The organism is Mesorhizobium australicum (assembly GCF_900177325.1).
GTDB lineage: Bacteria > Pseudomonadota > Alphaproteobacteria > Rhizobiales > Rhizobiaceae > Mesorhizobium_A > Mesorhizobium_A australicum_A.
The window spans coordinates 1,205,259-1,227,710 of sequence record NZ_FXBL01000004.1 but is presented as its reverse complement, the minus strand read 5'-3'; the positions used below and the strand labels follow the sequence as shown (position 1 = coordinate 1,227,710).

Genomic DNA, 22,452 nt, shown 5'->3' with positions numbered 1-22,452 from the left:
GGCGCCTGCCTCGAAAGGCGCCGGGCGCCCCGTCAGCCGAAGATGCGCATGAAACGGATCAGCGCGCGAACCAGCGGCTTGCGGGTCACCCCGGCAAAATAGGCTATCGCAGCGCGTTTGCCAATTTCACCCATCGTGGGATAGGGCGGCAGCCAGGATGCCAGGTCCTTCACGCCCATCCCCTTGCCGATCGCGAGGCCATAGAGCCCGATCATCTCGCCGGCATTGGCGCCCACGATCGAGGCGCCGAGCACCCTCCCCCGCGAGCTGACGATCAGTTTGGCCAGCCCCGCCGTCCGGCGCTCGGCCTGGGCGCGGTCGTTCTCCGACAGCGGCCAGCGCAGGATGCGCACGCCTTTGTGCACCGCCATTGCCTCCGCTTCCGTCAGGCCGACCTGGGCGAGTTCGGGATCGCAATAGGTGACGCGCGGAATGATCGAGGTGTCGACGCGGGCCGACAGGCGGAAGAGCAGCGGCCGCAGAATCAGGCTGGCGTGATAGCCCGCGACATGGGTGAATTGCGGCCCGCCCGCCACGTCGCCGATGGCATACACACGGCGGTTTGCCGTGCGCAGCCGGTCGTTCACCTTGATCCCCTTGTCGGAAAGGGCGATCCGCGCCTTGGCGAGGTCCAGCCCCTCGACGTTCGGGGCGCGGCCGGCGGCCACGAGAAGGTGGGTGCCGTCCACGGTCTCTGCACCGTCGGCCGTCTCGACATGCACCCGCACGCCGGTCTTGCCGCGCCGCTCGACGCGCGTGACGGTGGCAGCCTCCCGGATCGCCACACCCTCCTCGCGCAAGGCGCGCAGCGCGAAGCCGGCGATCTCGGGATCCTCCCGGCCGAGCGCGCGCGTGCCTTCAATGATCGTCACGTCGCTGCCCAGCCGGCGGTGGGCCTGTGCCAGCTCGACGCCGATCGGCCCGCCGCCGATGACCACCAGATGTCCCGGCCGGCGCGTCAGGTCGAAGATCGTCTCGTTGGTCAGGACGTCGATTGTGCCGATGCCCTCGATCGGCGGGATGACCGGGCGCGACCCGGTGGCGACGACGAAGCGGCGGGCGCGGATCTCGAACTCACCCGCGACCACGGTCCTGCGGTCGGCGAACCGCGCTTCCGCCTGGATGACCTGCACGCCCAGTGCCGTGAAACGCTCGACGGAATCGTTCGGCGCAATCGCGGCGATCACGTCGTGGACGTGCCCGTGCACCTGGCGGAAATCCACCTCAGGCTCGACCGGGGCAATGCCGAACCTCGCCGCCTCGCGCATCGCCTGCGCCTGCCGGCCGGCGGCGATCAGCGCCTTGGAGGGCACGCAGCCATAGTTCAGGCAGTCGCCGCCCATCCTGCCTTTCTCGACGAGCACGACCTGAACGCCAAAGGCGGCGGCCGCGGCAGCCACCGAAAGACCGGCCGAACCGGCGCCGATGACGCAGATGTCCGGCCTCAGGGTCTCCATGGACGTGCCTTTCTCCGGGGGCTCGGGCCGGTCAGGACCCTGCATGACGCGACGGCTTCAGCCCGGTCCCGCGCGCCGCAGCTTCCTTACGACGGCCGGGATCAGCGCAACAAGCGCCAGAAGCGCGAAGGCGAGCACGATCTTCGGCGTCACCAGGTCGTGCACCGAGGGCTCACGCCCCGCCTCCTGCGCGGCGACCAGCACGCTGTCGACCCCCTCTCCGAGATAGGAATAGGCGAAAGTGCCCGGCAGGATGCCGAGAAAGGTCGCCGCGACGTAGGTCCTGAGGCGCACGTCGAACAGGGCCGGGGCGATGTTGACGAAGAAGAACGGAAAGATCGGCGCCAGCCTGAGCGCCAGCAGATAGCTGAAGGCGTTTTCCTCGAAGCCCCGCGCCAGCTTCGCGGCCTTGCCGCTCACCCTCTGGCAGAGGATGTCGCCGAAGGCGGAGCGGGCGGCGATGAACAGCAGCGTCGCGCCGGCCGTGGCCGCGAAGGCGACGACCGTTCCGCCGACCAGCCAGCCGAAGAGGAAGCCGCCGAAGATGGTGAGAACCGTGGCCGCGGGAAAGGAGAAGGCGACCGCAAGCACGTAGACCGCAGCGAAGAAGACCAGCGAGAGAGCATAATGCTGCGCCACATAGGCTTTCAGCACGTCCCGGCTCTCGGCGAGATATGTCAGCGAGAGATAGCGCTGCCAACCCATCGCATAGCCGAAGGCGAGGCCGGCAATGACCAGGACGATCGGCACGTATCGCCCAACCCTCCCGCTCCGTCGCTCGCCATCCTGCGCGTCCATTGCGATTTCCGCCCCCGCGGGATTCCCCTCCGAACCATAGCGCGTCCAGGCGCGATTGGATGCCCCTTTCGGTCGCAGGGTCGGAGATCCTGCGGCCGCGGGCGGCGGGGCTGGCCGGATGGGATGGGTCATGCAGAGCAGATGACGCACGCGCCCTCCGCCCGCAAGCATCTCGCACCCTCTCTCACCACATGTTGACCCGGCAGTCGCGCGCGGCTCACCCCGTCGTGACCGCGATATGGCGCGCTTTCACGCCCTGGACCGCCCGTTTTCCGTCTCTGAAGCGGTTTCCTCGCGACAGAACTCGCATTAGTGTCGCGCGAGATTCGAAAGGCCCTTCCCATGACTTCGCTCGCACCCGTCCTCGATGCCCTCGACGCCGGTTTGGACGCCAGCCTGACCCGGCTCGCCGACCTTGTCCGCATTCCGTCCATCTCCACTGACCCGGCCTATGCGGCCGAGTGCCGGCGCGCCGCCGAATGGCTGGTCGCAGACCTGAAGGAGATCGGTTTCGAGGCGAGCGTGCGCGACACCACGGGCCATCCGATGGTGGTGGCGCATCACGAGGGACCCGCCGGCACACCCCACGTTCTGTTTTACGGCCATTACGACGTCCAGCCGGTCGACCCGCTCAATATGTGGCACGACGATCCCTTCGACATGAAGGTCAAGGAGGTCGCGCCGGGGCGCAAGGTGCTCACCGGACGCGGCACCGCCGATGACAAGGGACAGCTGATGACCTTCGTCGAGGCCTGCCGCGCCTACAAGAAGGTGCATGGCGCGCTGCCCTGCCGCATCACAATCCTGTTCGAGGGCGAGGAAGAGTCCGGTTCGCCTTCGCTCAAGCCTTTCCTCGAGGCCCATGCGAAGGAGCTGAAGGCCGATTTCGCCCTGGTGTGCGACACGGGCATGTGGGACCGCGACACGCCCGCCATCTCGACCGCCCTGCGCGGCCTGGTCGGCGAGGAGATTACGGTCAAGGCGGCCGACCGCGACCTGCATTCCGGCGCCTATGGCGGTGCGGCGGCGAACCCGATCCGCATCCTCGCCAAGGTGCTCGCCGCCGTCCATGACGACAACGGCCGCGTCACCATCCCCGGCTTCTACGACGGCGTCGAGGAGACGCCGTCCCAGATCCTGAAGCAGTGGGAGAGCCTCGGCCTCACCGCCGAGGAGTTCCTCGGCGAGATCGGCCTGTCGATCCCCTCGGGCGAGAAGGGCCGCTCGGTGCTCGAGCTGATCTGGGCGCGGCCGACGGCGGAGTTCAACGGCATCATCGGCGGCTACACCGGCAAGGGCTTCAAGACGGTGATCGCGGCGGAAGCCTCCGCCAAGGTCTCGTTCCGCCTGGTGCACAAGCAGGATCCCGACAAGATCCGCGACGCCTTCCGCGCCTTCGTGCGCGAGCGCATCCCGGCCGACTGTTCGGTCGAGTTCCACGGCCATGGCGGATCGCCGGCGATCCAGCTCTCCTACGACTCGCCCTTCCTGTCGAAGGCGAAGAATGCGCTGTCCGACGAATGGCCCAAGCCCGCGGTGATGATCGCCATGGGCGGATCCATTCCCATCGTCGGCGATTTCCAGACCTATCTCGGGATGGAGTCGCTGCTGGTCGGCTACGGCCTCGACGACGACCGCATCCATTCACCCAACGAAAAATACGAGCTGTCCTCGTTCCACAAGGGACAGCGCTCCTGGGCGCGCATCCTCGACGCGCTGGCAAAGTAAGGCTGTTCCATGACGATCCGCTTCCACAAGGGCGACCTCGCCGACCTCTCCAACTACGACGTCGAGGCGGTCGCGATCGACACCGAGACGCTCGGCCTCAACCCGCATCGCGACCGGCTCTGCGTGGTACAGCTGTCGCCCGGCGACGGCACGGCCGACGTCGTGCAGATCGCGGCCGGCCAGAAGCGGGCACCGAACCTCGTCTCGCTGTTGAAAAACAGGAAGATCACCAAGATCTTCCATTTCGGCCGCTTCGATCTCGCCGTGCTCTACCAGGCGTTCGGCGCGATGCCCGAGCCGGTATTCTGCACCAAGATCGCCTCACGGCTGACTCGCACCTACACGGACCGGCATGGGCTGAAGGACATCTGCAACGAGCTTCTTGGCGTCAGCCTGTCGAAGGTGCAGCAATCGTCCGACTGGGCGGCGCAGACGCTCTCGCCCGAGCAGCTCGAATATGCCGCCTCGGACGTGCTCTACCTGCACAGGTTGCGCGACGTGCTCGTCGGCCGGCTCGAGCGCGACGGACGCTCGGCGGAAGCCGCGGCCTGCTTCAGGTTCCTGCCGACGCGCGCGAAGCTCGATCTGATGGGCTGGGACGAAGAGGACATCTTCGCCCACAGCTAGGCCAGGTTGGCTTATTCGGCGTCGTTCGCCGGCTCGGCGTTGAGCTGCCCGTAGCGTTCCTCGCCGATCGAGTTGAGGAGCTGGAGCTGGGTCTCGAGGAAGTCGATATGACCTTCCTCGTCCGTCAGCAGTTCCTCGAAGAGGTGCATCGAGACATAGTCGCCGATCTGCTGGCAGATCTCGCGCGATTTCTTGTAGGCGGTGCGGGCGTCATATTCGCCGGCAAGGTCCGCCTCCAGCACTTCCTTGACGTTCTGGCCGATGCGCAGCGGGGCGACCGACTGCAGGTTCGGATGGCCTTCGAGGAAGATGATGCGCGCGACCAGCCTGTCGGCATGGTGCATCTCCTCGATCGACTCCGCCCGCTCCTTCTTGGCGAGCTTCTGGAAACCCCAGTCGTCCAGAAGCCTGTAATGCAACCAGTACTGGTTGACGGCGCCGAGTTCGAGGAACAGCGCCTCGTTAAGCCGCTCGATGACCTGCTTTTCGCCCTTCATGACTTCTGCTCCCGTATTGACCGCGCAGTTGGCGCACGCGGTCTAGGTACGACACGATCTCCGCCTCACCGGTAGCACTCTGGGAGTGATACGCTTCGGTCACGCGAATGATCGTTTCCACCACATTCGGGAAGCAGCCGCAACAGCGTCCGCGTTTCGCCAGGGCATGATAGACCTTGGCCGGCACGATCAGTTGCCACGGATCGGCCTGCAACAGATCGAGGATGGTCCGCTCGATCTCTTTCTCAGTGATCAGATTACAATGACAGACGATCATGAGACTTCGAAGGCGGATCGGTCACTTATGAGACGAAGCCGCGCACAACCCGCTGGAAACGCTGGATTCGTCCTTGCCACGTGCGGCCAGCGCGCCTGATTGGGTATCCGTCGGTCGCATGGTCCGCAGTGCCTGGCCCACATTTGCCCCCGCCGGCTAAACTTGTCAATCAACATCAAGTTTAAGGGCTGCCGGACCCGTGCGACATGACCGCGCGGACCGGCGATCAGACGAACAGCAGCCAGACGCAAAAGCCGCCGAACAGGATGCCGACCGCGAAGCAGGCGGCGCCCACGATCGGCCAGCCGCTGAGCTCCGGCCTGGCTTCCGTCCGTTCCCGAAAGGCCGTGGGAAGGGCAATGACGTTGTCTCCGCGCCGCCGTAGGCCGTCCTCGATGCGCCGCCGCATCTGCGCATGCGGGGTCTCCGGCTCTGCATCGTCCATGCGGGCGATCCGCTCGCGCCAGTCGGCGACCCGCGCGGCGAGTGCGGGATCCTGGCGCATCTCCCGCTCGAAGAACGTGGTTTCCTCGGTATCCATCAGGCCGAGGACATAGTCCGCGACCCGCATGTCTTCCTTCGGCTGCCCAAACATCGGCGCTCCTCCCGGCAGGCGGCGATACGCGCTACTATAGCGCGGGCGCGGCCAAAGCGGAATGCGCCGCGTGAACTTCGGCGCAACGCGCGACCGGCATATTTGATCCATGACAAGGAGCCGGCCGTCGCCCCGGGTCCAAATGGCGCCGTCGACGCGAGTTCGATACGAATAGGAGACTGATCATGTCCGGCACCACCCTGCTCACCATTCTCGGCGCGGCGATCGACAACGACCTCAAGGAAGCGATCGCCGTAGCGCAGACCGTCGACGCGCATCTCAGCGTCGTCGCCATGGGAGTCGCGCCCAGCCCGCCGATCGGCGAGGTCGGGGCCGCGGCCGCGCTGACCTCCGTCTGGCTCGAAACGCGCGCGGCCGAGGAACAGGCCCTGACTGCCCGCGCGGAGCAGCTGGAGGGCCTGCTCGCCGCCGACAGCGTCAAGGGCGACGTATCCGATGCCTATGTCGAGGCCGGCATCATCGCCGATGAGGTCGGCCGCCGCGGCCGCTGCGCCGACGCGATCTTTATCGGACCCAGCCTGCGCAAGGACCCGGTTCTCGGATCGTCCGTTCTGGAGGCTGCCCTGTTCGAGACAGGCGTGCCGGTTGTGGTGGCGCCGGCGGGATCGCCGCCGGACCTCGGCTGCGAGCGTATCGTCGTCGCCTGGAACTCGTCGTTCGAATCCGCCCGCGCGCTGCATGCCGCGATCGGCCTGCTGCCGAAGGTCCGCCACGTCCATATCGCCATGGTCGATCCGAAGGCATCCGAAACTGACGGCGGCGAGGAGCCCGGCGCCGACATCGCCGCTTATCTCGCGAGAAAGGGCTACGACGTCTCCGTCGACCGTCTCGCCGGCATGGGGCTCGCGCCGGAGGCCGTGCTGACCCGTCATGCCAGCGACGTCGCGGCGGGCATGCTCGTCATGGGCGCCTACAGCCATTCGCGGCTGCGCCAGCGCATCTTCGGCGGCGTCACGCGCTCGATGCTGGAATCGCCGCCGCTGCCGCTGCTGCTGGCCCACTAAGGCAGGTGGGTCGGGCGGTCAGAACTCGATGTCGATCGGCTGGTCGAACGGGTCCTTGGGTGTCACCGACTTCACGGCGCGCCTGAGGGCCGCGAGATAGCGCTCCCGGTTGAGCCGCATGCGCTCCAGCGCTCCGCCGAGGGTCAGCACGACCGGCTGGCCCTGGATGGTGGTCGGCAGCAGCGCGCAGAGCGTGGCCCCGCCGAGGAAGGGAATGTTCTCGGCCCACGCATAGCCTTGTTCGCGGATCTCGCGGATGCGCGCCATGATCTCGGGGATCTTCACGCGGTCCGCGGCCTTTTCCGTCGCGATGTTGGCGCGGCGGACGAGGTTGTCGATGCGCTCGTCGGGCAAGGTCGACATCAGCGTCCAGCCGGCGGCGGACTGCGTCAGCAGCCTGAGCGCGCCCTCGTCGATGTCGAAACGCACCGCGTGGACGGAATAGATCACCTGGATGTACTGCAGGTAGATGTCGTTCTTGGTGTTGAGCGAGATACCCTCTCCGGTGGCGGATTGGAGATCCCGCATCGCGTCGAGGATGCGGCTGTTGCCGAACAGCGCGCGCGGTATCCATTCCCCCAGCGACGTGACCTTCGGGGTCGGGAAGTAGACGCGCTCGTTGCGGTCGTAGTTGAGGTAGCCGAGCTTGACGAGCGTCTTGAGCAGCACGGTCGTGCTGGAAGCCGGATAGCCGAGCGCGTTGGCGACCTCCGACATGCCTTTGGGCTGCCGCACCCTCTTGAAGAGTTCGAGGATCTCGATCGCGCGGGTCGCCGACTTCACCTGTGCCGAGAGCATGGCACCTCCTGACTGAGGGCGGCGACAATGCCGCCGCTCGCCGATGGAGGCAAGGGGCTCCGCATCGCCCGCCCAGCCGCGCGGGCAAAAGGTCCGTCCCGGCAGATGCCGGAACCCTTGCGCAAGGGCAGGCGGCGCACCCGGCGCCCCGTCCTCAGAAATTCACCTTGTCTGCGCCCTTGAGCTGCAGGATGTCGCGGGCCTCGGCGGGGGTGGCGATCTCCAGGCCGAGGCCTTCGATGATCGAGCGCACCTTGGCGACCTGCTCGGCATTGGTCTTCGCCATCCGGCCCGGCCCGAGCCACAGCGAATCCTCCAGCCCGACGCGGACGTTGCCGCCCATCGCGGCTGCCTGAGCCGCGATCCGCATCTGGTTCGCGCCCGCCCCCAGCACCGACCACGAATAGCTGTCGCCGAACAGACGGTCGGCCGTGCGCTTCATGTGCGCCACGTCCTCAGCATGCGCGCCTATGCCGCCCAGGATGCCGAACACCGACTGCACGAAGAACGGCGGCTTCACCAGGCCGCGGTCGACGAAATGCGCCAGCGTGTAGAGGTGGCCGATGTCGTAGCACTCGATCTCGAAGCGCGTGCCGTTCTCCGCGCAGGTCGTCAGGATGTTCTCGATGTCGGCGAAGGTGTTCTTGAAGATGCGGTCGCGCGAGCCTTCGAGATAGGGCAGCTCCCAGTCGTGCTTGAACTCCTTGAAGCGGGCGAGCATCGGGTAGAGGCCGAAGTTCATCGAGCCCATATTGAGCGAGGCGACCTCCGGCTTGAAGGTCGCCACCGGCTGCAGCCGCTCGGCGATCGTCATGGTCGAGGCGCCGCCGGTGGTGATGTTGACGACGCAGTCGGAGCGCTGCTTGATCACCTTGAGGAACGGCTCGAAGGCCGCCGGCGACTGGTCGGGCAGGCCGTTCTTCGGATCGCGCGCATGCAGATGCACGATCGCCGCCCCCGCCTCCGCCGCTCCGATCGCCGCATCCGCGATCTCCTGCGCCGTCACCGGCAGATGCTCCGACATCGACGGCGTGTGGATCGAGCCCGTCACCGCACACGTGATGATTACCTTGCGCTTGCGCGCGCCAGCCGGCTTTGTGGTCTCGCTCATTTGCCGATGTCCTCCTCGGATTTCCTCTTGTGCGCCGCGAGCGCCATCAGCCGGCGATCCCGCCAGACCTGCCGCTCGACCAGCTTCTCTTTGGGCAGTTTGGCGCGCCGGTCGGCCTCGACGGTCTCCAGCACCGGCCCGGCCCAGTCGACCCGGCGCTGCATCTGGGAAAACAGGTTCTCGTAGATGCCCTGATAGCGCTCGACATAGTCGCGCACGCCCTGTGGCGCGTTGAGATCGATCGTCTCGAACGGCCCCATGAACGACCAGCGCAGCGCAAGCCCGTCGCGAATGCCGATATCGACGTCCTCGATGCTCGCATAGCCGTCAGCGACCAGCCTGAAGGCCTCTTCCAAAAGCGCGCCCTGCAGCCGGTTCATGATGAAGCCGTCAAGTTCGCGCTTCATGACCAGCGGCGCGTGACCGGCGTCGACCAGCAGGACGCGGGTGCGCTCGACCGTTTCGGGCGAGGTCCACGGCGCCGGCACGACCTCGGCCGCCGGGATGAGATAGGGCGGGTTGAGCGGATGCACGACGAGGCAGCGGTGGCGGCCGGCGAGATGATCGGTGAAGGTCGACGGCAGCAGCGCCGACGAGGAGCTGGCGATCACGGCATCCGCCTCCGCCAGCCCGTCGATCAGCGAAAACACCTCGCGCTTGACGTCGCGCTTCTCCGGCGTGTTCTCCTGGATATGGCTCGCGCCGCGCAGCGCCTCCCCCAGGTCCGGCGTCACCGAGATCCGCGCCAGCACGGCGTCGGGCGCCTGCCCGCGCAGCAGGTCGTTGGCCTCGAGGTCGCCGAGCACGCCGGCGATATAGTCGCGCGCGCCTTCCGTCGCCGCCGGCGCCTGGTCCCACATCGCGACCTCGTTGCCCGCCCGCGCGAAACTGATCGCCCATGCGCGTCCGATGAAGCCGCTGCCGACTACCGCAATCTTCGCCATGCCATTCCTCCCGACGCCCATGCGGCTAGCGCGGCCGAGCCCGTTTGTCGACCGCGAACGACTGTGCCAGCCGGCTGCCGGCTCACTTCCATCTATATGATTGTGAGATGCCTGACCGGCCGCCCGGGCGAGATCGCCTCGGCGGAGCGGACGATGCCCGCGGCGTCGATGCCGTAATGCCTGTAGAGGTCGGCGATCGTGCCGGTCTGGCCGAAATGCTCGACGCCGAGCGCGCGCGTCTGGTGTCCGTAGACCGACCCGATCCAGGCGAGCGTTGCCGGATGGCCGTCGATGACCGTCACCAGCTTGCAGTGCGACGGCACGCCGGCCAGCAGCCGCTCGGCATGGCTGCGCGCATGCGGCCGGCCGTTCTCGCGCGCCTTCTGTGCGGCGGACCAGCCCGCATGCAGCCGGTCCGCGGAGGTGACGGCGAGCAGGCCGACATCGCGGCGGTCCTCCGCCAGCATGCCCGTCGCCGCGATCGCCTCCGGCGCCACCGTTCCCTGATAGACGATCACGATCTGCGCATTCGGTCCCGGCTTGCGCATCCAGTAGCCGCCGTTGACGATGTCCTGCTCCAGCTCCGCATTCATCGTGCGCTGCGGCTGCTCGACCGCGCGCGTCGTGAGCCTGAGATAGATCGAGCCGCCGACCGCGTCGCGCAGCCAGGTGAACTGATCCGGCTCCGCCTTGCCATCGCGCTGCATGTAGTCGAAGCCGAAGCGCATGATCGCGGCGAGCTCGTCGACGAAGGCCGGCTCGAAGCTCGCCAGCCCATCCTGCGCCATGCCGATCAGCGGCGTGGCGATCGACTGGTGCGCGCCGCCTTCCGGCGCCAGCGTCACGCCCGACGGCGTCGCCGCCAGCATGAAGCGGGCGTCCTGGTAGCAGGCATAGTTCAGCGCATCGAGCCCGCGCTCGATGAACGGGTCGTAGAGCGTGCCGACCGGCAGCAGCCGCTCGCCGAACAGCGAATGCGACAGGCCGAAGGCCGACAGCATCAGGAACAGGTTCATCTCGGCGATGCCGAGTTCCATGTGCTGGCCCTTGGGCGAAGCGTCCCAGACGAAGGTGGATGGAATGCGCTCGGCGCGGAATGTGTCGGCGAGATTTTCGCGCGCGAAGACCGCCCGCGCATTGACCCAGCCGCCGAGATTGGTCGACACCGTCACGTCGGGCGAGGTCGTCACCACGCGGTCGGCGAGGCCGCCGCCCGCCTTGGCGATACCACGCATGATCAGGCCGAAGCCCTGCTGCGTCGACATCTCACGCGCGGATTCGACGTCGAGCCGCTCCGGCACCGCCACGGGCATCGCGGACATGGCGCGCGGGCCATCGGTGCGGAACGGCACCTTTTCGAGGAAACGTCGCAGTTCCGCCGCCCGCTCCAGCCCCTCGAACGGCTCCCATTCCTTGCCTGGCCGCACGCCAAGCTCGGCGCGCATCTTCTCCACCTGCGAAGTGGTCAGCAGGCCGGCATGATTGTCCTTGTGGCCCGCCAGCGGCAGCCCGAATCCCTTGATCGTGTAGGCGATGAAGCACACCGGCCGGTCGTGCGCCCGCGCCGCCTCGAACGCCTCGATCAGCGACGGCAGGTCGTGGCCACCGAGATTGGCCATCAGTTCGGCAAGCTCCGCGTCGCTGCGCTTCTCGATCAGCCGGCTGACCGGTCCCTGGTCGCCGAGATCGTCCAGCAGGCGCTTGCGCCACGCCGCGCCGCCCTGGAACGTCAGCGCCGAATAGAGCTGGTTCGGGCACGTATCGATCCATGCGCGCAGCGCCTCGCCGCCAGGCTCCGCGAAGGCTGCCTGCTGCAGCGAGCCGTATTTCAGGATGACGACGTCCCAGCCGAAGTTGCGGAAAATCGCCTCGAACCGCTCCCACAACCCTTCGCGCACCACGGCGTCCAGGCTCTGCCGGTTGTAGTCGATGATCCACCAGGTGTTGCGCAGGCCGTGCTTCCAGCCTTCCAGCAAGGCCTCGAAGATGTTGCCCTCGTCCATCTCCGCGTCGCCGACGAGCGCGACCATCTTGCCCTCGGGCCGATCCATGCCCCAGCCCTTGGCGCGCAGATAGTCCTGCGCCAGCGAGGCGAAGATCGCCTGCGCGGCGCCGAGCCCCACCGAGCCGGTCGAGAAGTCGACGTCGTCGATGTCCTTCGTCCGCGACGGATAGGACTGCGCGCCGCCGAAGCCGCGGAAATTCTCCATCTTCTCGCGCGTCTGCTTGCCGAGCAGATACTGGATGGCATGGAAGTTCGGGCTCGCATGCGGCTTGACCGCCACCCGGTCCTCGGGACGCAGAGCGGCGAAATAGAGCGCGGTCATGATGCTCGACAGCGAGGCCGATGACGCCTGATGTCCGCCGACCTTCAGCCCGTCGTCGTTGGGACGGATATGGTTGGCGTTGTGCACCATCCATGTCGCCAGCCAGCGCACCTTCCGTTCCAGCGCCGCCAGCGTCTCGATCTTGTCCATGCCTTCCTCCGCACTCGGCCGGATCCTATCTTCACTCGGGCGCCGGATGCGGCTAAATGCAGCCAATGATCTGTTTGATATTGGTGATTTCCATCAATATTTTCGTGTCAAAGGACATTCCATGCCAAGTCTGAAACTCGACACGATCGACAAGAAGATCATCCGGCTGCTGCAGGCCGACGGCAAGATCACAGTCGGCGAACTGTCGGAGAAGGTCGGCCTGTCGCCCTCCCCCTGCGCGCGCCGGGTGCGGCTTTTGGAGGAGGCCGGCATCATCAAGGGCTACGCCGCATTGATCGACCAGTCGAAGGTCGGCCTGCCTATCAGCGCCTTCGCCTCGATCAAGCTGGAGCGGCAGAGCGAGGAGAATCTCGATCGGTTCGGCGAGGCGGTGTCCGGCTGGCCGGAGGTGGTCGACTGCTACCTGATGACCGGTCAGCGCGACTACCTGATGCGCATCGTCACCAGCGACCTCGAATCCTACGAGCGCTTTCTGAAGGACAAGCTCACCCGGCTGGAGGGCGTCGCCTCGATCGAGACCAGCTTCGCCCTCGTCCAGATCAAGCGCTCGGAAGCCTTGCCGATAGCTTGAGACGTCCGTTTCCTCAGCGCGCCCTGTTGCGCCAGACGAGCAGCCTTGCCTCCAGCAGGCCGATCCCTACTGCGGTCGCGTAGCCGAGCACGCCGAGCAGGATCACGCCGGCGTAGAGATCGGGCGCGCGGAAGGAGCGGGCGGCGAGCAGTATCCAGTTGCCGAGACCGTCGCGCCCCGCGATCATTTCGCAGACCACCGACAGGATGAGCGCCACCGTCAGGCCGAGCCGCGTGCCGGCAAGGATATCGGGGCTCGCCGAGGGCAGCGCGATCTTGCCGATGACGGCGGCGCGGGAGAGGCGCAGCGCGTCGCCGACCTCGTAGAGCCGCGGTTCCACCGCCGAGAAGCCGTGGATCGTCGCCAGCAGCACCGGCCACAGCGCGCCGAAGGCGATCACCGCCAGCACCATGCCGTCGGACAGGCCGAGCAGGGCGATGGCGACGGGGATCGTCGCCGAGGCTGGCAGTGGCCGCAGGAATTCCAGCATCGGCGCGAGATAGGCCCTCAGCCGCGGGGAGGTGCCGATCGCGGCCCCGAGCGCGATGCCGATCAGCGAGGCGATCAGCCAACCCCAGAACATCCGCTCGATCGTCGCCACGAGCTTCACGCCGAGGTCGCCCGTCGTGAAGCCGCGCACCAGCGCGCCCCAGGTCCGGTCGGGGCCGGGCAGGAACACCGGATTGACGAGCTTGTAGTCCGCGATCAGCTGCCAGCCCCAGACGAACAGGGCGGCGACGGCGAAGCTCGCGGCGAGCCAGGCGAGGCGGGAGGATTTCATGCCTGCGCCCCGACGCGCGCGGCGCGCCCGAACAGGCGGTTCTGTGCCAGCGAAAGAAGCGCGTTCAGGCCCCACCCGACAATGCCGATCCAGACCAGATAGGCGAGCATCAGCGCCGGCTGCAGGCCCTGCTGCGCCACGAGGATGCCGTAGCCGAGCCCGAGCGGGTTGGCCGCGATCTCGACCGTGACGGATACGACGAGCGCGACGGCGGCCGCCAGCCGGAAGGCGACGATGATGCGCGGCAGCGCCGCCGGCAGCACGATCTTTCGCACCCGGTCGAAGGCGGAGAGCCTGAGCGCCCGCGACACTTCCATCAGGCGCGGCTCGATGCCGGCCATCGCCGAACGGGTCATGATCATGATCGGCCAGAGGCAGGAGAAGGCGACGATGGCGATCTCCATGCCGTAGCCGAAGCCGAAAACGAGCATGGCGATCGGCAGCACCGCGACCGAAGGGATCGGCCTGATCGCCTCGATCGTCACCTCCATCAGCCGGTCGAGCGGCTTGACGAGGCCGAACAGGATGCCGAGCGCGAGCCCAACCGCGCCGCCGAGCGCGAGCCCCGCGCCGGCGGTGATCAGCGTGTCGCGCGTCGCGACCAGGATGGAGCCGTCAGCGAGCGCCCTCACCAACGCGGCAAGAATGTCGCTCGGCGCGGCGAGCGACATCGAGGTCGAGCCGTAGACCCGCATGGCAAGCTCGGCCAGCACGATCAGCGCGGCCGGGACGACGAGCCCCTTCCACCACTGCCCGCTCATCGCTCGGCCTTCTCGATGAAGTCGAACAACTGGCGGCGCAGGCGCAGGAATTCGGGCATCTCGCGCGTCTCGAGCTGGTTGCGCGGACGCGGCAGGTCGACGCGCAGGTCGATGCCGACGCGGCCGGGATTGGGCAGCAGTCCGATTACGCGGTCGCCGAGATAGACCGCTTCCTCGAGATCGTGGGTGACGAAGAACACCGTCGCCCCCGTCTCGGCGACGATCGACAGCATCTCGTCCTGCAGGCCCTGCCGCGTCATCGCGTCGAGCGCGCCGAACGGCTCGTCCATCAGAAGCACGGCCGGGTCCTGCGCCAGGCAGCGCGCGATCTGGATGCGTTGCTGCATGCCGCCGGACATCTCGGTCGGATACTTGTCCTCGTGCCCGGTCAGGCCGACCTTGGCCAGCAGCGTGCGGATACGCTCGTCGCGCCCGGCGCGCGGCGTGCCCGCCGCCTCCAGTGCCAGCGACACGTTGGCCGCCGCCGTGCGCCAGGGCAGCAGCGCCTTGCCGTAATCCTGGAAGACGATTGCGACGTCGCGGCGCGGCGCGGTCAGCGGCTCGCCCAGCAGGCGCACCGCGCCCGCGCTCGGCCGCACCAGCCCGCCGGCCATGCGCAGCGCCGTCGTCTTGCCGCAGCCCGAAGGCCCGATGATGCAGACGATCTCGCCGCGGCCGACGTCCAGGCTGAGATCCGAGATGATGGTGCGCTCGCCATAGGCGAGACTGACCCGGTCGAAGCCGATGACCGGCGCGGCCTTCACGTTCGCTGCGGCCATGTTCACGCTCCTCCCTCCTCGCCACCGTAGACGACATCCAGCGTCGTCGCGAGATGGCGCGTCAGCTCCGCCACGGCGGCCTCCTCGTCGCGGGCGAGGACGATGTCGGCCAGGGCACGATGCGCGTCGATGAAGTCGGCATGGACGGCAAAGCGGCTCATCATCATGCGCCGGTAGCGATAGGCCTGATAATAGAGGTCGTCGTGCAGCCGCAGCAGACGCGCGGAGCCGCATGCCTCCAGCAGCGCGCGGTGGAAGGCCTTGTGCAGCCTGTCGAATTTCGGCGTGCCCTCGCGCATCGTCTCCGGATCGCGCTCGACCGAGCGGGACAGCCGGTGCAGCGTCGCGACGATGGTCGCCTCCCAGTCGTCACCGCCGGAGCGGATCGAGCGGCGCAACGCCTCCGCCTCGATCGTCGTCCTGACCAGCGTGATGTCGACGAGGTCGGCGCTCGACATGGCGGCGACACGGAAGCCCTTCTGGCCAACGGCGCCGATCAGCCCGCGCGAGACGAGCCGGGACAGCCCTTCCCTCAGCGGCGTCGCGCCGATGCCGTAGCGCTCGGACAGCGCCTGGATCGCCAGCCGCTCGCCCGGCTGCCACACGCCGGCGAGGATGTCGTGCTCGACCAGGGCCGAGGCGCGCTCGCTGAGCGTGTCGGAGGCCGCGAAATGCGCGGCCTCCCCGAACAGGTCGGGCTTGTCCCTTACGTCGATCATTTCTGGATGAGCGCGGCGGTGTCGGGCTTGCCCTGCAGCATGTTCTGCTCGTTCATCGTCGTGACCCACCAGTCGAGCTGCTCCTGCTCGATCTTCGGATCGGAGACGGAGAGCTTCATCTTGGACAGCACGTCCATCGGGATCTTGGTGAAATTGGCGATCGCCTGGCGGCCCTTCTCGGGATTCTCGTTGACGATCTTGGCCGCCTCCTCGATCGAGGCGCGGAAGGCCTTCACCGCATCCGGATTGGCATCGGCCCAGGCGCGGGTCGAGGCATAGAGGATCGCCGGACGCCGCTCGGGCAGCTTCTCCAGATAGTAACCGGCGACCGCGCCCGTGCCGCTGGCGATGATGCGCGACATCATCGGCTCGGCCGTCACCACCGCGTCCACCGCGCCCGATTTCAGCGTGTCGTTCATCGTCGGGAAGGTGACCTCGACGAAATTCACCTGCTTCGGGTCGACGCCGTTGTCGATCAGCCATTTGGAGAACAGGACCTGCAGGAAGGCGCCGATTCCGGGCGCGCCGACCTTCTTGCCGACGAAGTCCTTCGGCTCCTTGATGCCGCTCGCCGGAGACGCGACGACGCCGGCTGTGTCGAAGGTGGTCTTCGACGTGGAGCTCGCGCCCGCCACCGCGACGAGGTCGAGCCCGCCGTCCACCGCCTGCAGGAACACCGACGGGGTCGGGCCGCCGATCTGCACGGAGTCGGATAAGAGGGCTGCCGGAATGTTCGAGTTCAGGCCGATCAGCGTCATCGTCGCGTCGAGGCCGTTCTTCTTGAAGATGCCGTCTTCCAGCGCCACGGCCGCCGAGGCGCAGTCCGTCGTCGCGGTGCAGCCGATATTGATCTTGGTCTGGGCGGCGGCAAGCCCCGTCCAGGATGCGAGAACCACGGCCGCGCCGAGCGCAGCCTTCATCACGAGCTTCATCGATTTCCTCCCAGAATCCGGCTTCCAAAGCGTGCCGGTTTCGAATATCGATAAAAACATAAAATCTATACGCTAGCAAGTCGGGAGGACGAACATGAAGCTGGCCACCTATCGGACAGGATCTGACGCGGCGCGGATCGCGATCGTGCATGGGGACGGAACCCGTATCTTCGACCTTGCCGCAGCAGCATCCCGCAGCGGGGCCGGCACGGCGCCCTTCGCCTCCATGCTGGCGTTGATCGACGCCGGCGATGCCGGCCTTGAGCAGGCGGCGAGGTTGTTCGAGGCGCATGGGCAGGACCCGGCGCTCTCCTCAGCGATCGGCGACGTCGAGCTCTTGGCGCCGCTGCCCGAGCCGCGGCAGATGCGCGACGGGATGAGCTACGAGACGCATATCCGCCAGTCGGGCCGCGGCATGCGCCAGCTGATGAGCGGCGGCGACATGTCCGCGCTTGCTTCCGAACCGCTGCCGCCGCTGGCCGACATCTATCGCCAGATCCCGATCTACTACATCACCAACCGCATGATCGTGCGCGGCCCGGGCGCCACCATCACCTGGCCGCGCTACTCGAAGGTCATGGACTACGAGCTGGAATATGGCGTGGTGATCGGCAGGACGGGCGCCAATGTCAGCGCGGCGAAGGCCCGCGACCACATCTTCGGCTACACGATCTTCAACGACTTCTCGGCCCGCGACCAGCAGGGCAAGGAGATGCCCGGCTTCCTCGGGCCCGCCAAAGGCAAGAGCTTCGACGGCGCCAACGTGCTCGGCCCCTGGATCGTCACCAAGGACGAGATCCCCGATCCCTATTCGCTGAAGGCCGCCGTTCGCGTCAACGGCGAGACGCGCTGCGAGAGCACCACGGCGGGCATGCTGTTCAGCTTCGAGGAGATCCTCGCCCACATGTCGCAGGACGAGACGGTCCATGCCGGCGAATTCATCGGCTCCGGCACGATCGGCAATGGCTGCGGCCTGGAGACCGGCCATTTCCTCGCCGACGGAGATGTGGTCGAACTCGAATTCGAGAAGATCGGCATCCTGAAGAACAAGGTCGTGCGGCAGCAGGGCTGACCGCGCGACCCGACTTTTGTTTTCACGCAATTCCGGACGCTAAACCGCTTCGCACTTGTGCTGGAATTGTTTCGGAGGAGAAGGAAACCATGGCCCGTCGCATCGTCGACCTTTCCATACCCATCGCCAACGACATCCCGGCGGACCCGCCGATCCAGATCCCGTCGATCGAATATATCGACCACACGCAGAGCCTCGCCCAGATCCTGTCGTTCTTTCCCGGCCTGAAGGCGGAAGACCTGCCGGACGGCGCCGGCTGGGCGGTCGAGCGCGTCGTCCTGTCGACGCACAACGGCACGCATCTCGACGCGCCCTGGCACTATCATCCAACAATGAACCATGGCGAGCCGGCATGGCGGATCGACGATATCCCGCTCGACTGGTGCTACCAGCCCGGCGTCAAGCTCGACTTCCGTCATTTCCCCGATGGCTATGTCGCGACCGCCGCCGACGTCGAGGCCGAGCTGAAGCGCATCGGCCACGAGCTGAAGCCGCTGGAGATCGTCGTGGTCAACACCTCGGCCGGCGTGAAATTCGGCCAGCCCGACTATGTCGCCAGCGGCTGCGGCATGGGCTACGAGGCGACGATGTATCTGCTCGACCGCGGCGTACGCGTCACCGGCACCGACGGCTGGAGCTGGGACGCGCCCTTCATCCACACGGCGAAGAAATACATCGAGACCAAGGATGCCTCGCTGATCTGGGAAGGCCACAAGGCCGGCCGCCACACCGGCTACTGCCACATCGAGAAGCTGCACCGGCTGGAGGACCTGCCCTCGACCGGCTTCATGGTGAGCTGCTTCCCGGTCAAGATCGAGAAGGCATCCGCCGGCTGGTGCCGCGCCGTCGCGATCATCGACGAGTGAGCGGCGACGCGTCCTAACCTGCGCGGCCGACGACCTTCGCCCGCTCCAGTTCCTCGCAGCGCTCGGCCGAAAGGCCCCAGTCGCGCAGCGCAGAGACGCCCGCCTCCCCCGGCGCCGTCGGCGCGCGGGGCATCGGCGGCGGCGTCGCGCTGAAGCGCGGGGCGGGCGCCGGCTGGACCGCTCCATCCACCGTCACATAGGTGCCGCGGGCGTGATTGTGCGGATGATGTGGGGCTTCGCCGAAGGAGAGCACCGGGGCGAAGCACGCGTCAGTGCCTTCGAGCAGCGCGCACCACTCGTCGCGCGTTCTCTCGGCGAAGCGGTCGGCCAGGATGCGACGCGCCGCCGGCCAGTTCGCGCGATCGGACACGTCGGGAAAGTCCGCCTCGGCGATGCCGAGCAGGCCGAGCAGCAAAGCACGGAACTTGCCTTCGATCGGCGCCACCGAGACATAGGCGCCGTCCGCACAGCGGTAGACGTCGTAATATGGCGCGCCACCGTCGAGGACGTTTTCCCCACGCGCACCCGGCCACAGGCCCGCGCCGTGCAGCCCCATGACGGGAGCGGCAAGCAGCGCCGCGCCGTCCACGATCGCCGCGTCCACCACCTGCCCGGCGCCGCCTGTGCGCGCATTGAGCACGGCGCAGACCAGACCGAAGGCGAGCAGCATCCCTCCGCCCCCGAAATCGCCCAGCATGTTCAGCGGAGGCGTCGGCGGCTGGCCTGCCCGCCCGATCGCGTCGAGCGCGCCGGTAAGCGCGATGTAGTTGAGGTCGTGGCCCGCGCCGGCCGCGAGCGGCCCCTCCTGCCCCCAGCCGGTCAGCCGGCCGAAGACGAGGCGCGGATTCCGTTCCAGGCAGGGGCCGGGCCCCAGCCCCAGTCGCTCCATCACGCCCGGCCGGAATCCCTCGATCAGCACGTCCGCCCGGCCGACGAGGTCGAGCACGCAGGCCGTCCCTTCCGGCCGCTTGAGGTCGATGGCCACCGAGCGGCGGCTCCTTGCGGTGAAGTTGTAGCGGTCTGGCCGCTCGATCCCGAGACCGGACGCTTCGGGACGGTCGATGCGCAGCACGTCCGCCCCCATGTCGGCGAGCATCATGGCCGCGAAGGGCGCAGGCCCGATCCCCGCCATCTCGATCACTTTCAGGCCGGCCAGCGGCCCGCCGGATGCGTCAGGCATGGTGGGTGCTCCACGTCTCTCGCCATGCACGGGCCAGGTCCTCGCGAAACTGAGGTGCGGCGACGGCGATCATTCTGTCCGCCCGCTGCCTGAGTGTCAGTCCGCGCAGCTCCGCGATGCCCCATTCGGTGACGACGGCGTCGACATCGGCGCGCGAGCAGGTGACGGTCGCCACCTGCGGCACGACACGCGACACCATCCCGCCGCGCGCCGTCGACGGCAGCGCGATGATGGCACGCCCGCCGCGCGAGGCGTTCGCGCCGCGGACGAAATCGACCTGCCCGCCGATCGCGCCGACATAATGCCCCTGCGCCGTCTCGGCATTGACCTGGCCGGTGAGATCGACCTCGATCGCCGAGTTGATGGCGCAAAATCGCGTGAGGCGAGCGATCGTTTCCAGCCTGTGGGTGACGGATGGCGGCGCGAGATGGAAGGCCGGGTTGCCGCTGGCAAAATCGTAGAGACGCCGGCTGCCGATCAGGAGACCGCCGACGCTCACGCCCGCCTCGACCTCCTTCGCCGCATTGGTGACGACGCCGCGCTCGACGAGGTCGACAACGCCGTCGAACAGCGCGCCCGAATGCAGCCCGAGATCGCGGTGCTCCGTCAGCCTGGCTGCGACCGCCTGCGGGATCGCGCCGACCCCAAGCTGCAGCACTGCGCGGTCCGGCACCAGCGACGCAACATTCGCCGCGATCGCCAGTTCCGTCTCTCCATGCGTCAGCGAAGAAACTTCAAGCGGTTCCTGTTCCGCCTCGACCATCACATGGATCGGAATATCCGCCGGCCATTCGCCGCCCCGGCATCGCGGCGCGGTGGGATTGATCTCCGCGATCACCAAGCGGGCTCGGCGCGCCGCCTCGACGGCATAGTCGTTCGAGATGCCGAGATTGTATCCCCGCCCCTCCGGCGCGAGCTGGATCATCACGCAGTCGGCGGGCAAAAGTCCGGTCGCGAAGCCGGCCGACAGTGCCGAATAGGGCATCGGCAGGATGTCGAGCCGGCCCTGCCTCGACAGCTGCGCGCCTTTGCCGATCGCGCCATAAGCCTCAAGTCCGAGCGGCGTGGCCGGCGGATTGAGGAACGTGTCCGAATAGAGCGGCCCGAGGAAGATCCGGCAGCCCGCCGGCAATCCCGGCTCCTCAACCAGACAGCGCGTCAGCGTCAGCGGCTCCGCCGTCGCCTGGCCGACCACGATGCGGTCGCCGGGCCGCAGCAGGGCGGCGAGATCGAGATCGGCGGCGGCGATCCGAACCATGCCGCGCCGGGTCAGTAGGATTTCGCCAGGCCGAGCACCTTTTCGGCGATGAAGGAGAGGGCAAGCTGCGGGCTGATCGGGGCGATGCGCGGGATCATCACCTCACGCAGGTAGCGCTCGACATGGTATTCCTTGGCGTAGCCGAAGCCGCCATGCGTCATCACCGCCGTCTCGCAGGCGTGGAAGCCAGCCTCTCCGGCGAGATATTTCGCCGCGTTCGCCGCCGCCCCCGCCGGCTTGCCGTTGTCGTATTGCCAGGCGGCCGACATCACCATCAGCCACGCCGCCTCCAGCTCGGCCCAGCACTTCGCCAGCGGATGCTGGATGCCCTGGTTCTGGCCGATCGGCCGGTTGAACACGATCCGCTCCTTCGCATAGCGCGTCGCGCGGTTGATCGCCGCCATGCCCAGCCCCACCGCCTCGGCCGCGATCAGCACCCGCTCCGGATTCATGCCGTGCAGGATGTATTCGAAGCCGCGCCCCTCTTCGCCGATCAGGTCGGCTTGCGGGATCTCGAAATTCTCGAAGAACAGCTCGTTCGAATCGACTGCCTTGCGGCCCATCTTGTCGATCTCCCTCGCCGTGATCCTGTCGCGGTCGAAGCGGGTGTAGAACAGGCTCAACCCATGCGTCGGCTTCTTCACCTCCTCCAGCGGCGTGGTGCGGGCGAGCAGCAGGATGCGGTCGGCCACCTGCGCGGTCGAGATCCAGATCTTCTGGCCGTTGACGACATAGCGATCGCCCCTCCTCTCCGCCTTCAGCTTGAGCTGGGTGGTGTTGAGGCCGGTGTTCGGCTCGGTCACCGCGAAGCAGGCCTTCTCGCGCCCCTCCGCCATCGGCCGCAACATGCGGGCCTTCTGCTCCTCGGTCCCGTAGACCGCGACGGGATTGAGCCCGAAGATGTTGATATGCACCGCCGAGGCGCCCGACAGCCCGGCGCCGGACTCGGCGATGGTGCGCATCATGATCGCCGCCTCGGTGATCCCCAGCCCCGCGCCGCCATGGGCCTCGGCGGTGCAGATGCCGAGCCAGCCCTCGCGCGCCAGCGCGTCGTAGAAGTCGTGCGGGAAGCCCCCTTCCCGGTCGCGCTTCAGCCAGTAGGCGTCGTCGAAGCCGGCGCAGATCTTGGCTATCGCGTCGCGGATCGCCTGCTGCTCCTCGGTGTAGTCGAAATGCAT

Annotated in this window: 23 protein-coding genes; 6 read left to right on the top strand and 17 right to left on the bottom strand. The window is 67.4% G+C overall.

Annotated features, from left to right (window positions below; all coding sequences use genetic code 11):
* Positions 1-32 precede the first annotated feature (32 nt).
* A complete protein-coding gene (locus B9Z03_RS08395; RefSeq protein WP_085463802.1) occupies positions 33-1,457 on the bottom strand; it encodes a dihydrolipoyl dehydrogenase family protein in 1,425 nt (474 codons plus the stop codon).
* Positions 1,458-1,514: 57 nt separating this feature from the next.
* Positions 1,515-2,255: a TVP38/TMEM64 family protein gene (locus B9Z03_RS08390; protein ID WP_085463801.1), complete on the bottom strand. Its 741-nt coding sequence runs from the start codon at positions 2,253-2,255 to the stop codon at positions 1,515-1,517.
* 342 nt (positions 2,256-2,597) lie between these two features.
* Between B9Z03_RS08390 and B9Z03_RS08385 the strand changes: the two genes are divergently transcribed.
* Positions 2,598-3,983 (top strand): M20/M25/M40 family metallo-hydrolase, encoded by a 1,386-nt coding sequence (locus tag B9Z03_RS08385; RefSeq protein WP_085463800.1) that lies wholly within the window; start codon positions 2,598-2,600, stop codon positions 3,981-3,983.
* A gap of 9 nt (positions 3,984-3,992) precedes the next feature.
* Positions 3,993-4,610, top strand: a complete 618-nt coding sequence (locus tag B9Z03_RS08380) for a ribonuclease D (protein ID WP_085463799.1) — start codon at positions 3,993-3,995, stop codon at positions 4,608-4,610.
* Between the two features lie 11 nt (positions 4,611-4,621).
* Here the strand turns inward: B9Z03_RS08380 and bfr are convergent, their stop codons facing one another.
* From bfr to B9Z03_RS08365, 3 genes are all read right to left on the bottom strand, one after another.
* Complete coding sequence (gene bfr, locus B9Z03_RS08375; RefSeq protein WP_085463798.1) at positions 4,622-5,107, bottom strand: bacterioferritin; 486 nt, start codon at positions 5,105-5,107, stop codon at positions 4,622-4,624.
* The gene (locus B9Z03_RS08370) at positions 5,073-5,384 is read right to left on the bottom strand and encodes a (2Fe-2S)-binding protein (protein WP_085463797.1); all 312 of its coding nucleotides are present in this window, start codon (positions 5,382-5,384) and stop codon (positions 5,073-5,075) included. Before B9Z03_RS08370 ends, bfr begins: the two co-directional genes overlap by 35 nt.
* Positions 5,385-5,610: 226 nt before the next feature.
* Positions 5,611-5,979 (bottom strand): hypothetical protein, encoded by a 369-nt coding sequence (locus B9Z03_RS08365; protein WP_085463796.1) that lies wholly within the window; start codon positions 5,977-5,979, stop codon positions 5,611-5,613.
* A 185-nt stretch (positions 5,980-6,164) separates the two neighbouring features.
* On the opposite strand from B9Z03_RS08365, the gene B9Z03_RS08360 reads away from it, so the two are divergent.
* A complete protein-coding gene (locus B9Z03_RS08360) occupies positions 6,165-7,004 on the top strand; it encodes a universal stress protein (RefSeq protein WP_085463795.1) in 840 nt (279 codons plus the stop codon).
* An 18-nt stretch (positions 7,005-7,022) separates the two neighbouring features.
* Here B9Z03_RS08360 and B9Z03_RS08355 read toward each other — a convergent pair whose 3' ends face one another.
* From B9Z03_RS08355 to B9Z03_RS08340, 4 genes are all read right to left on the bottom strand, one after another.
* Entirely contained in the window at positions 7,023-7,802 is a 780-nt protein-coding gene (locus B9Z03_RS08355) for an IclR family transcriptional regulator (RefSeq protein WP_085463794.1), read from the bottom strand.
* A 154-nt stretch (positions 7,803-7,956) separates the two neighbouring features.
* On the bottom strand, positions 7,957-8,913 hold the full coding sequence (locus tag B9Z03_RS08350) for a 3,5-dioxohexanoate:acetyl-CoA acetone transferase (protein ID WP_085463793.1): 957 nt from the start codon (positions 8,911-8,913) through the stop codon (positions 7,957-7,959).
* Positions 8,910-9,857, bottom strand: a complete 948-nt coding sequence (locus B9Z03_RS08345) for a 3-hydroxyacyl-CoA dehydrogenase (RefSeq protein WP_085463792.1) — start codon at positions 9,855-9,857, stop codon at positions 8,910-8,912. Before B9Z03_RS08345 ends, B9Z03_RS08350 begins: the two co-directional genes overlap by 4 nt.
* A gap of 92 nt (positions 9,858-9,949) precedes the next feature.
* Positions 9,950-12,334, bottom strand: coding sequence for a transketolase-like TK C-terminal-containing protein (locus tag B9Z03_RS08340; RefSeq protein ID WP_085463791.1), 2,385 nt, complete (start codon positions 12,332-12,334; stop codon positions 9,950-9,952).
* A gap of 121 nt (positions 12,335-12,455) precedes the next feature.
* Between B9Z03_RS08340 and B9Z03_RS08335 the strand changes: the two genes are divergently transcribed.
* Positions 12,456-12,926 carry an Lrp/AsnC family transcriptional regulator gene (locus B9Z03_RS08335; RefSeq protein WP_085463790.1) on the top strand — a complete coding sequence of 157 codons (471 nt, stop codon included), beginning with the start codon at positions 12,456-12,458 and terminating at the stop codon, positions 12,924-12,926.
* A gap of 13 nt (positions 12,927-12,939) precedes the next feature.
* Here the strand turns inward: B9Z03_RS08335 and B9Z03_RS08330 are convergent, their stop codons facing one another.
* From B9Z03_RS08330 to B9Z03_RS08310, 5 genes are read right to left on the bottom strand one after another with little or no spacing between them, the layout of a single operon-like run.
* Positions 12,940-13,707 (bottom strand): ABC transporter permease, encoded by a 768-nt coding sequence (locus tag B9Z03_RS08330; protein ID WP_085463789.1) that lies wholly within the window; start codon positions 13,705-13,707, stop codon positions 12,940-12,942.
* The gene (locus B9Z03_RS08325) at positions 13,704-14,468 is read right to left on the bottom strand and encodes an ABC transporter permease (protein WP_085463788.1); all 765 of its coding nucleotides are present in this window, start codon (positions 14,466-14,468) and stop codon (positions 13,704-13,706) included. The genes B9Z03_RS08330 and B9Z03_RS08325 overlap by 4 nt, the downstream gene beginning before the upstream one ends.
* Positions 14,465-15,247, bottom strand: a complete 783-nt coding sequence (locus B9Z03_RS08320; RefSeq protein ID WP_085463787.1) for an ABC transporter ATP-binding protein — start codon at positions 15,245-15,247, stop codon at positions 14,465-14,467. The genes B9Z03_RS08325 and B9Z03_RS08320 overlap by 4 nt, the downstream gene beginning before the upstream one ends.
* A 2-nt stretch (positions 15,248-15,249) precedes the next feature.
* A complete protein-coding gene (locus B9Z03_RS08315) occupies positions 15,250-15,966 on the bottom strand; it encodes an FCD domain-containing protein (RefSeq protein ID WP_085463786.1) in 717 nt (238 codons plus the stop codon).
* Positions 15,963-16,898, bottom strand: coding sequence for an ABC transporter substrate-binding protein (locus tag B9Z03_RS08310; protein WP_139832206.1), 936 nt, complete (start codon positions 16,896-16,898; stop codon positions 15,963-15,965). Before B9Z03_RS08310 ends, B9Z03_RS08315 begins: the two co-directional genes overlap by 4 nt.
* Positions 16,899-16,992: 94 nt before the next feature.
* Here B9Z03_RS08310 and B9Z03_RS08305 point away from each other — a divergent pair, with 94 nt between their 5' ends.
* Both B9Z03_RS08305 and B9Z03_RS08300 read left to right on the top strand, forming a co-directional pair.
* Entirely contained in the window at positions 16,993-17,970 is a 978-nt protein-coding gene (locus B9Z03_RS08305) for a fumarylacetoacetate hydrolase family protein (protein ID WP_085463785.1), read from the top strand.
* Positions 17,971-18,059: 89 nt separating this feature from the next.
* Positions 18,060-18,836 carry a cyclase family protein gene (locus tag B9Z03_RS08300; protein WP_085463784.1) on the top strand — a complete coding sequence of 259 codons (777 nt, stop codon included), beginning with the start codon at positions 18,060-18,062 and terminating at the stop codon, positions 18,834-18,836.
* Between the two features lie 13 nt (positions 18,837-18,849).
* Here B9Z03_RS08300 and B9Z03_RS08295 read toward each other — a convergent pair whose 3' ends face one another.
* The 3 genes from B9Z03_RS08295 to B9Z03_RS08285 are packed head-to-tail and all read right to left on the bottom strand — an operon-like array spanning position 18,850 to position 22,452.
* Complete coding sequence (locus B9Z03_RS08295; protein ID WP_085463783.1) at positions 18,850-20,016, bottom strand: CaiB/BaiF CoA transferase family protein; 1,167 nt, start codon at positions 20,014-20,016, stop codon at positions 18,850-18,852.
* A complete protein-coding gene (locus B9Z03_RS08290) occupies positions 20,009-21,274 on the bottom strand; it encodes an acetyl-CoA hydrolase/transferase family protein (RefSeq protein WP_085463782.1) in 1,266 nt (421 codons plus the stop codon). Before B9Z03_RS08290 ends, B9Z03_RS08295 begins: the two co-directional genes overlap by 8 nt.
* Before the next feature lie 11 nt (positions 21,275-21,285).
* Positions 21,286-22,452: an acyl-CoA dehydrogenase family protein gene (locus B9Z03_RS08285; RefSeq protein ID WP_085463781.1), complete on the bottom strand. Its 1,167-nt coding sequence runs from the start codon at positions 22,450-22,452 to the stop codon at positions 21,286-21,288.

Excerpts from the sequence above, each read along its gene's own strand:
- B9Z03_RS08395 (WP_085463802.1), bottom strand. The coding sequence starts at position 1,457 with ATGGAGACCCTGAGGCCGGACATCTGCGTCATCGGCGCCGGTTCGGCC.
- B9Z03_RS08390 (WP_085463801.1), bottom strand. The coding sequence starts at position 2,255 with ATGGACGCGCAGGATGGCGAGCGACGGAGCGGGAGGGTTGGGCGATAC.
- B9Z03_RS08385 (WP_085463800.1), top strand. The coding sequence starts at position 2,598 with ATGACTTCGCTCGCACCCGTCCTCGATGCCCTCGACGCCGGTTTGGAC.
- B9Z03_RS08380 (WP_085463799.1), top strand. The coding sequence starts at position 3,993 with ATGACGATCCGCTTCCACAAGGGCGACCTCGCCGACCTCTCCAACTAC.
- bfr (WP_085463798.1), bottom strand. The coding sequence starts at position 5,107 with ATGAAGGGCGAAAAGCAGGTCATCGAGCGGCTTAACGAGGCGCTGTTC.
- B9Z03_RS08370 (WP_085463797.1), bottom strand. The coding sequence starts at position 5,384 with ATGATCGTCTGTCATTGTAATCTGATCACTGAGAAAGAGATCGAGCGG.
- B9Z03_RS08365 (WP_085463796.1), bottom strand. The coding sequence starts at position 5,979 with ATGTTTGGGCAGCCGAAGGAAGACATGCGGGTCGCGGACTATGTCCTC.
- B9Z03_RS08360 (WP_085463795.1), top strand. The coding sequence starts at position 6,165 with ATGTCCGGCACCACCCTGCTCACCATTCTCGGCGCGGCGATCGACAAC.
- B9Z03_RS08355 (WP_085463794.1), bottom strand. The coding sequence starts at position 7,802 with ATGCTCTCGGCACAGGTGAAGTCGGCGACCCGCGCGATCGAGATCCTC.
- B9Z03_RS08350 (WP_085463793.1), bottom strand. The coding sequence starts at position 8,913 with ATGAGCGAGACCACAAAGCCGGCTGGCGCGCGCAAGCGCAAGGTAATC.
- B9Z03_RS08345 (WP_085463792.1), bottom strand. The coding sequence starts at position 9,857 with ATGGCGAAGATTGCGGTAGTCGGCAGCGGCTTCATCGGACGCGCATGG.
- B9Z03_RS08340 (WP_085463791.1), bottom strand. The coding sequence starts at position 12,334 with ATGGACAAGATCGAGACGCTGGCGGCGCTGGAACGGAAGGTGCGCTGG.
- B9Z03_RS08335 (WP_085463790.1), top strand. The coding sequence starts at position 12,456 with ATGCCAAGTCTGAAACTCGACACGATCGACAAGAAGATCATCCGGCTG.
- B9Z03_RS08330 (WP_085463789.1), bottom strand. The coding sequence starts at position 13,707 with ATGAAATCCTCCCGCCTCGCCTGGCTCGCCGCGAGCTTCGCCGTCGCC.
- B9Z03_RS08325 (WP_085463788.1), bottom strand. The coding sequence starts at position 14,468 with ATGAGCGGGCAGTGGTGGAAGGGGCTCGTCGTCCCGGCCGCGCTGATC.
- B9Z03_RS08320 (WP_085463787.1), bottom strand. The coding sequence starts at position 15,247 with ATGGCCGCAGCGAACGTGAAGGCCGCGCCGGTCATCGGCTTCGACCGG.
- B9Z03_RS08315 (WP_085463786.1), bottom strand. The coding sequence starts at position 15,966 with ATGATCGACGTAAGGGACAAGCCCGACCTGTTCGGGGAGGCCGCGCAT.
- B9Z03_RS08310 (WP_139832206.1), bottom strand. The coding sequence starts at position 16,898 with ATGAAGCTCGTGATGAAGGCTGCGCTCGGCGCGGCCGTGGTTCTCGCA.
- B9Z03_RS08305 (WP_085463785.1), top strand. The coding sequence starts at position 16,993 with ATGAAGCTGGCCACCTATCGGACAGGATCTGACGCGGCGCGGATCGCG.
- B9Z03_RS08300 (WP_085463784.1), top strand. The coding sequence starts at position 18,060 with ATGGCCCGTCGCATCGTCGACCTTTCCATACCCATCGCCAACGACATC.
- B9Z03_RS08295 (WP_085463783.1), bottom strand. The coding sequence starts at position 20,016 with ATGCCTGACGCATCCGGCGGGCCGCTGGCCGGCCTGAAAGTGATCGAG.
- B9Z03_RS08290 (WP_085463782.1), bottom strand. The coding sequence starts at position 21,274 with ATGGTTCGGATCGCCGCCGCCGATCTCGATCTCGCCGCCCTGCTGCGG.
- B9Z03_RS08285 (WP_085463781.1), bottom strand. The coding sequence starts at position 22,452 with ATGCATTTCGACTACACCGAGGAGCAGCAGGCGATCCGCGACGCGATA.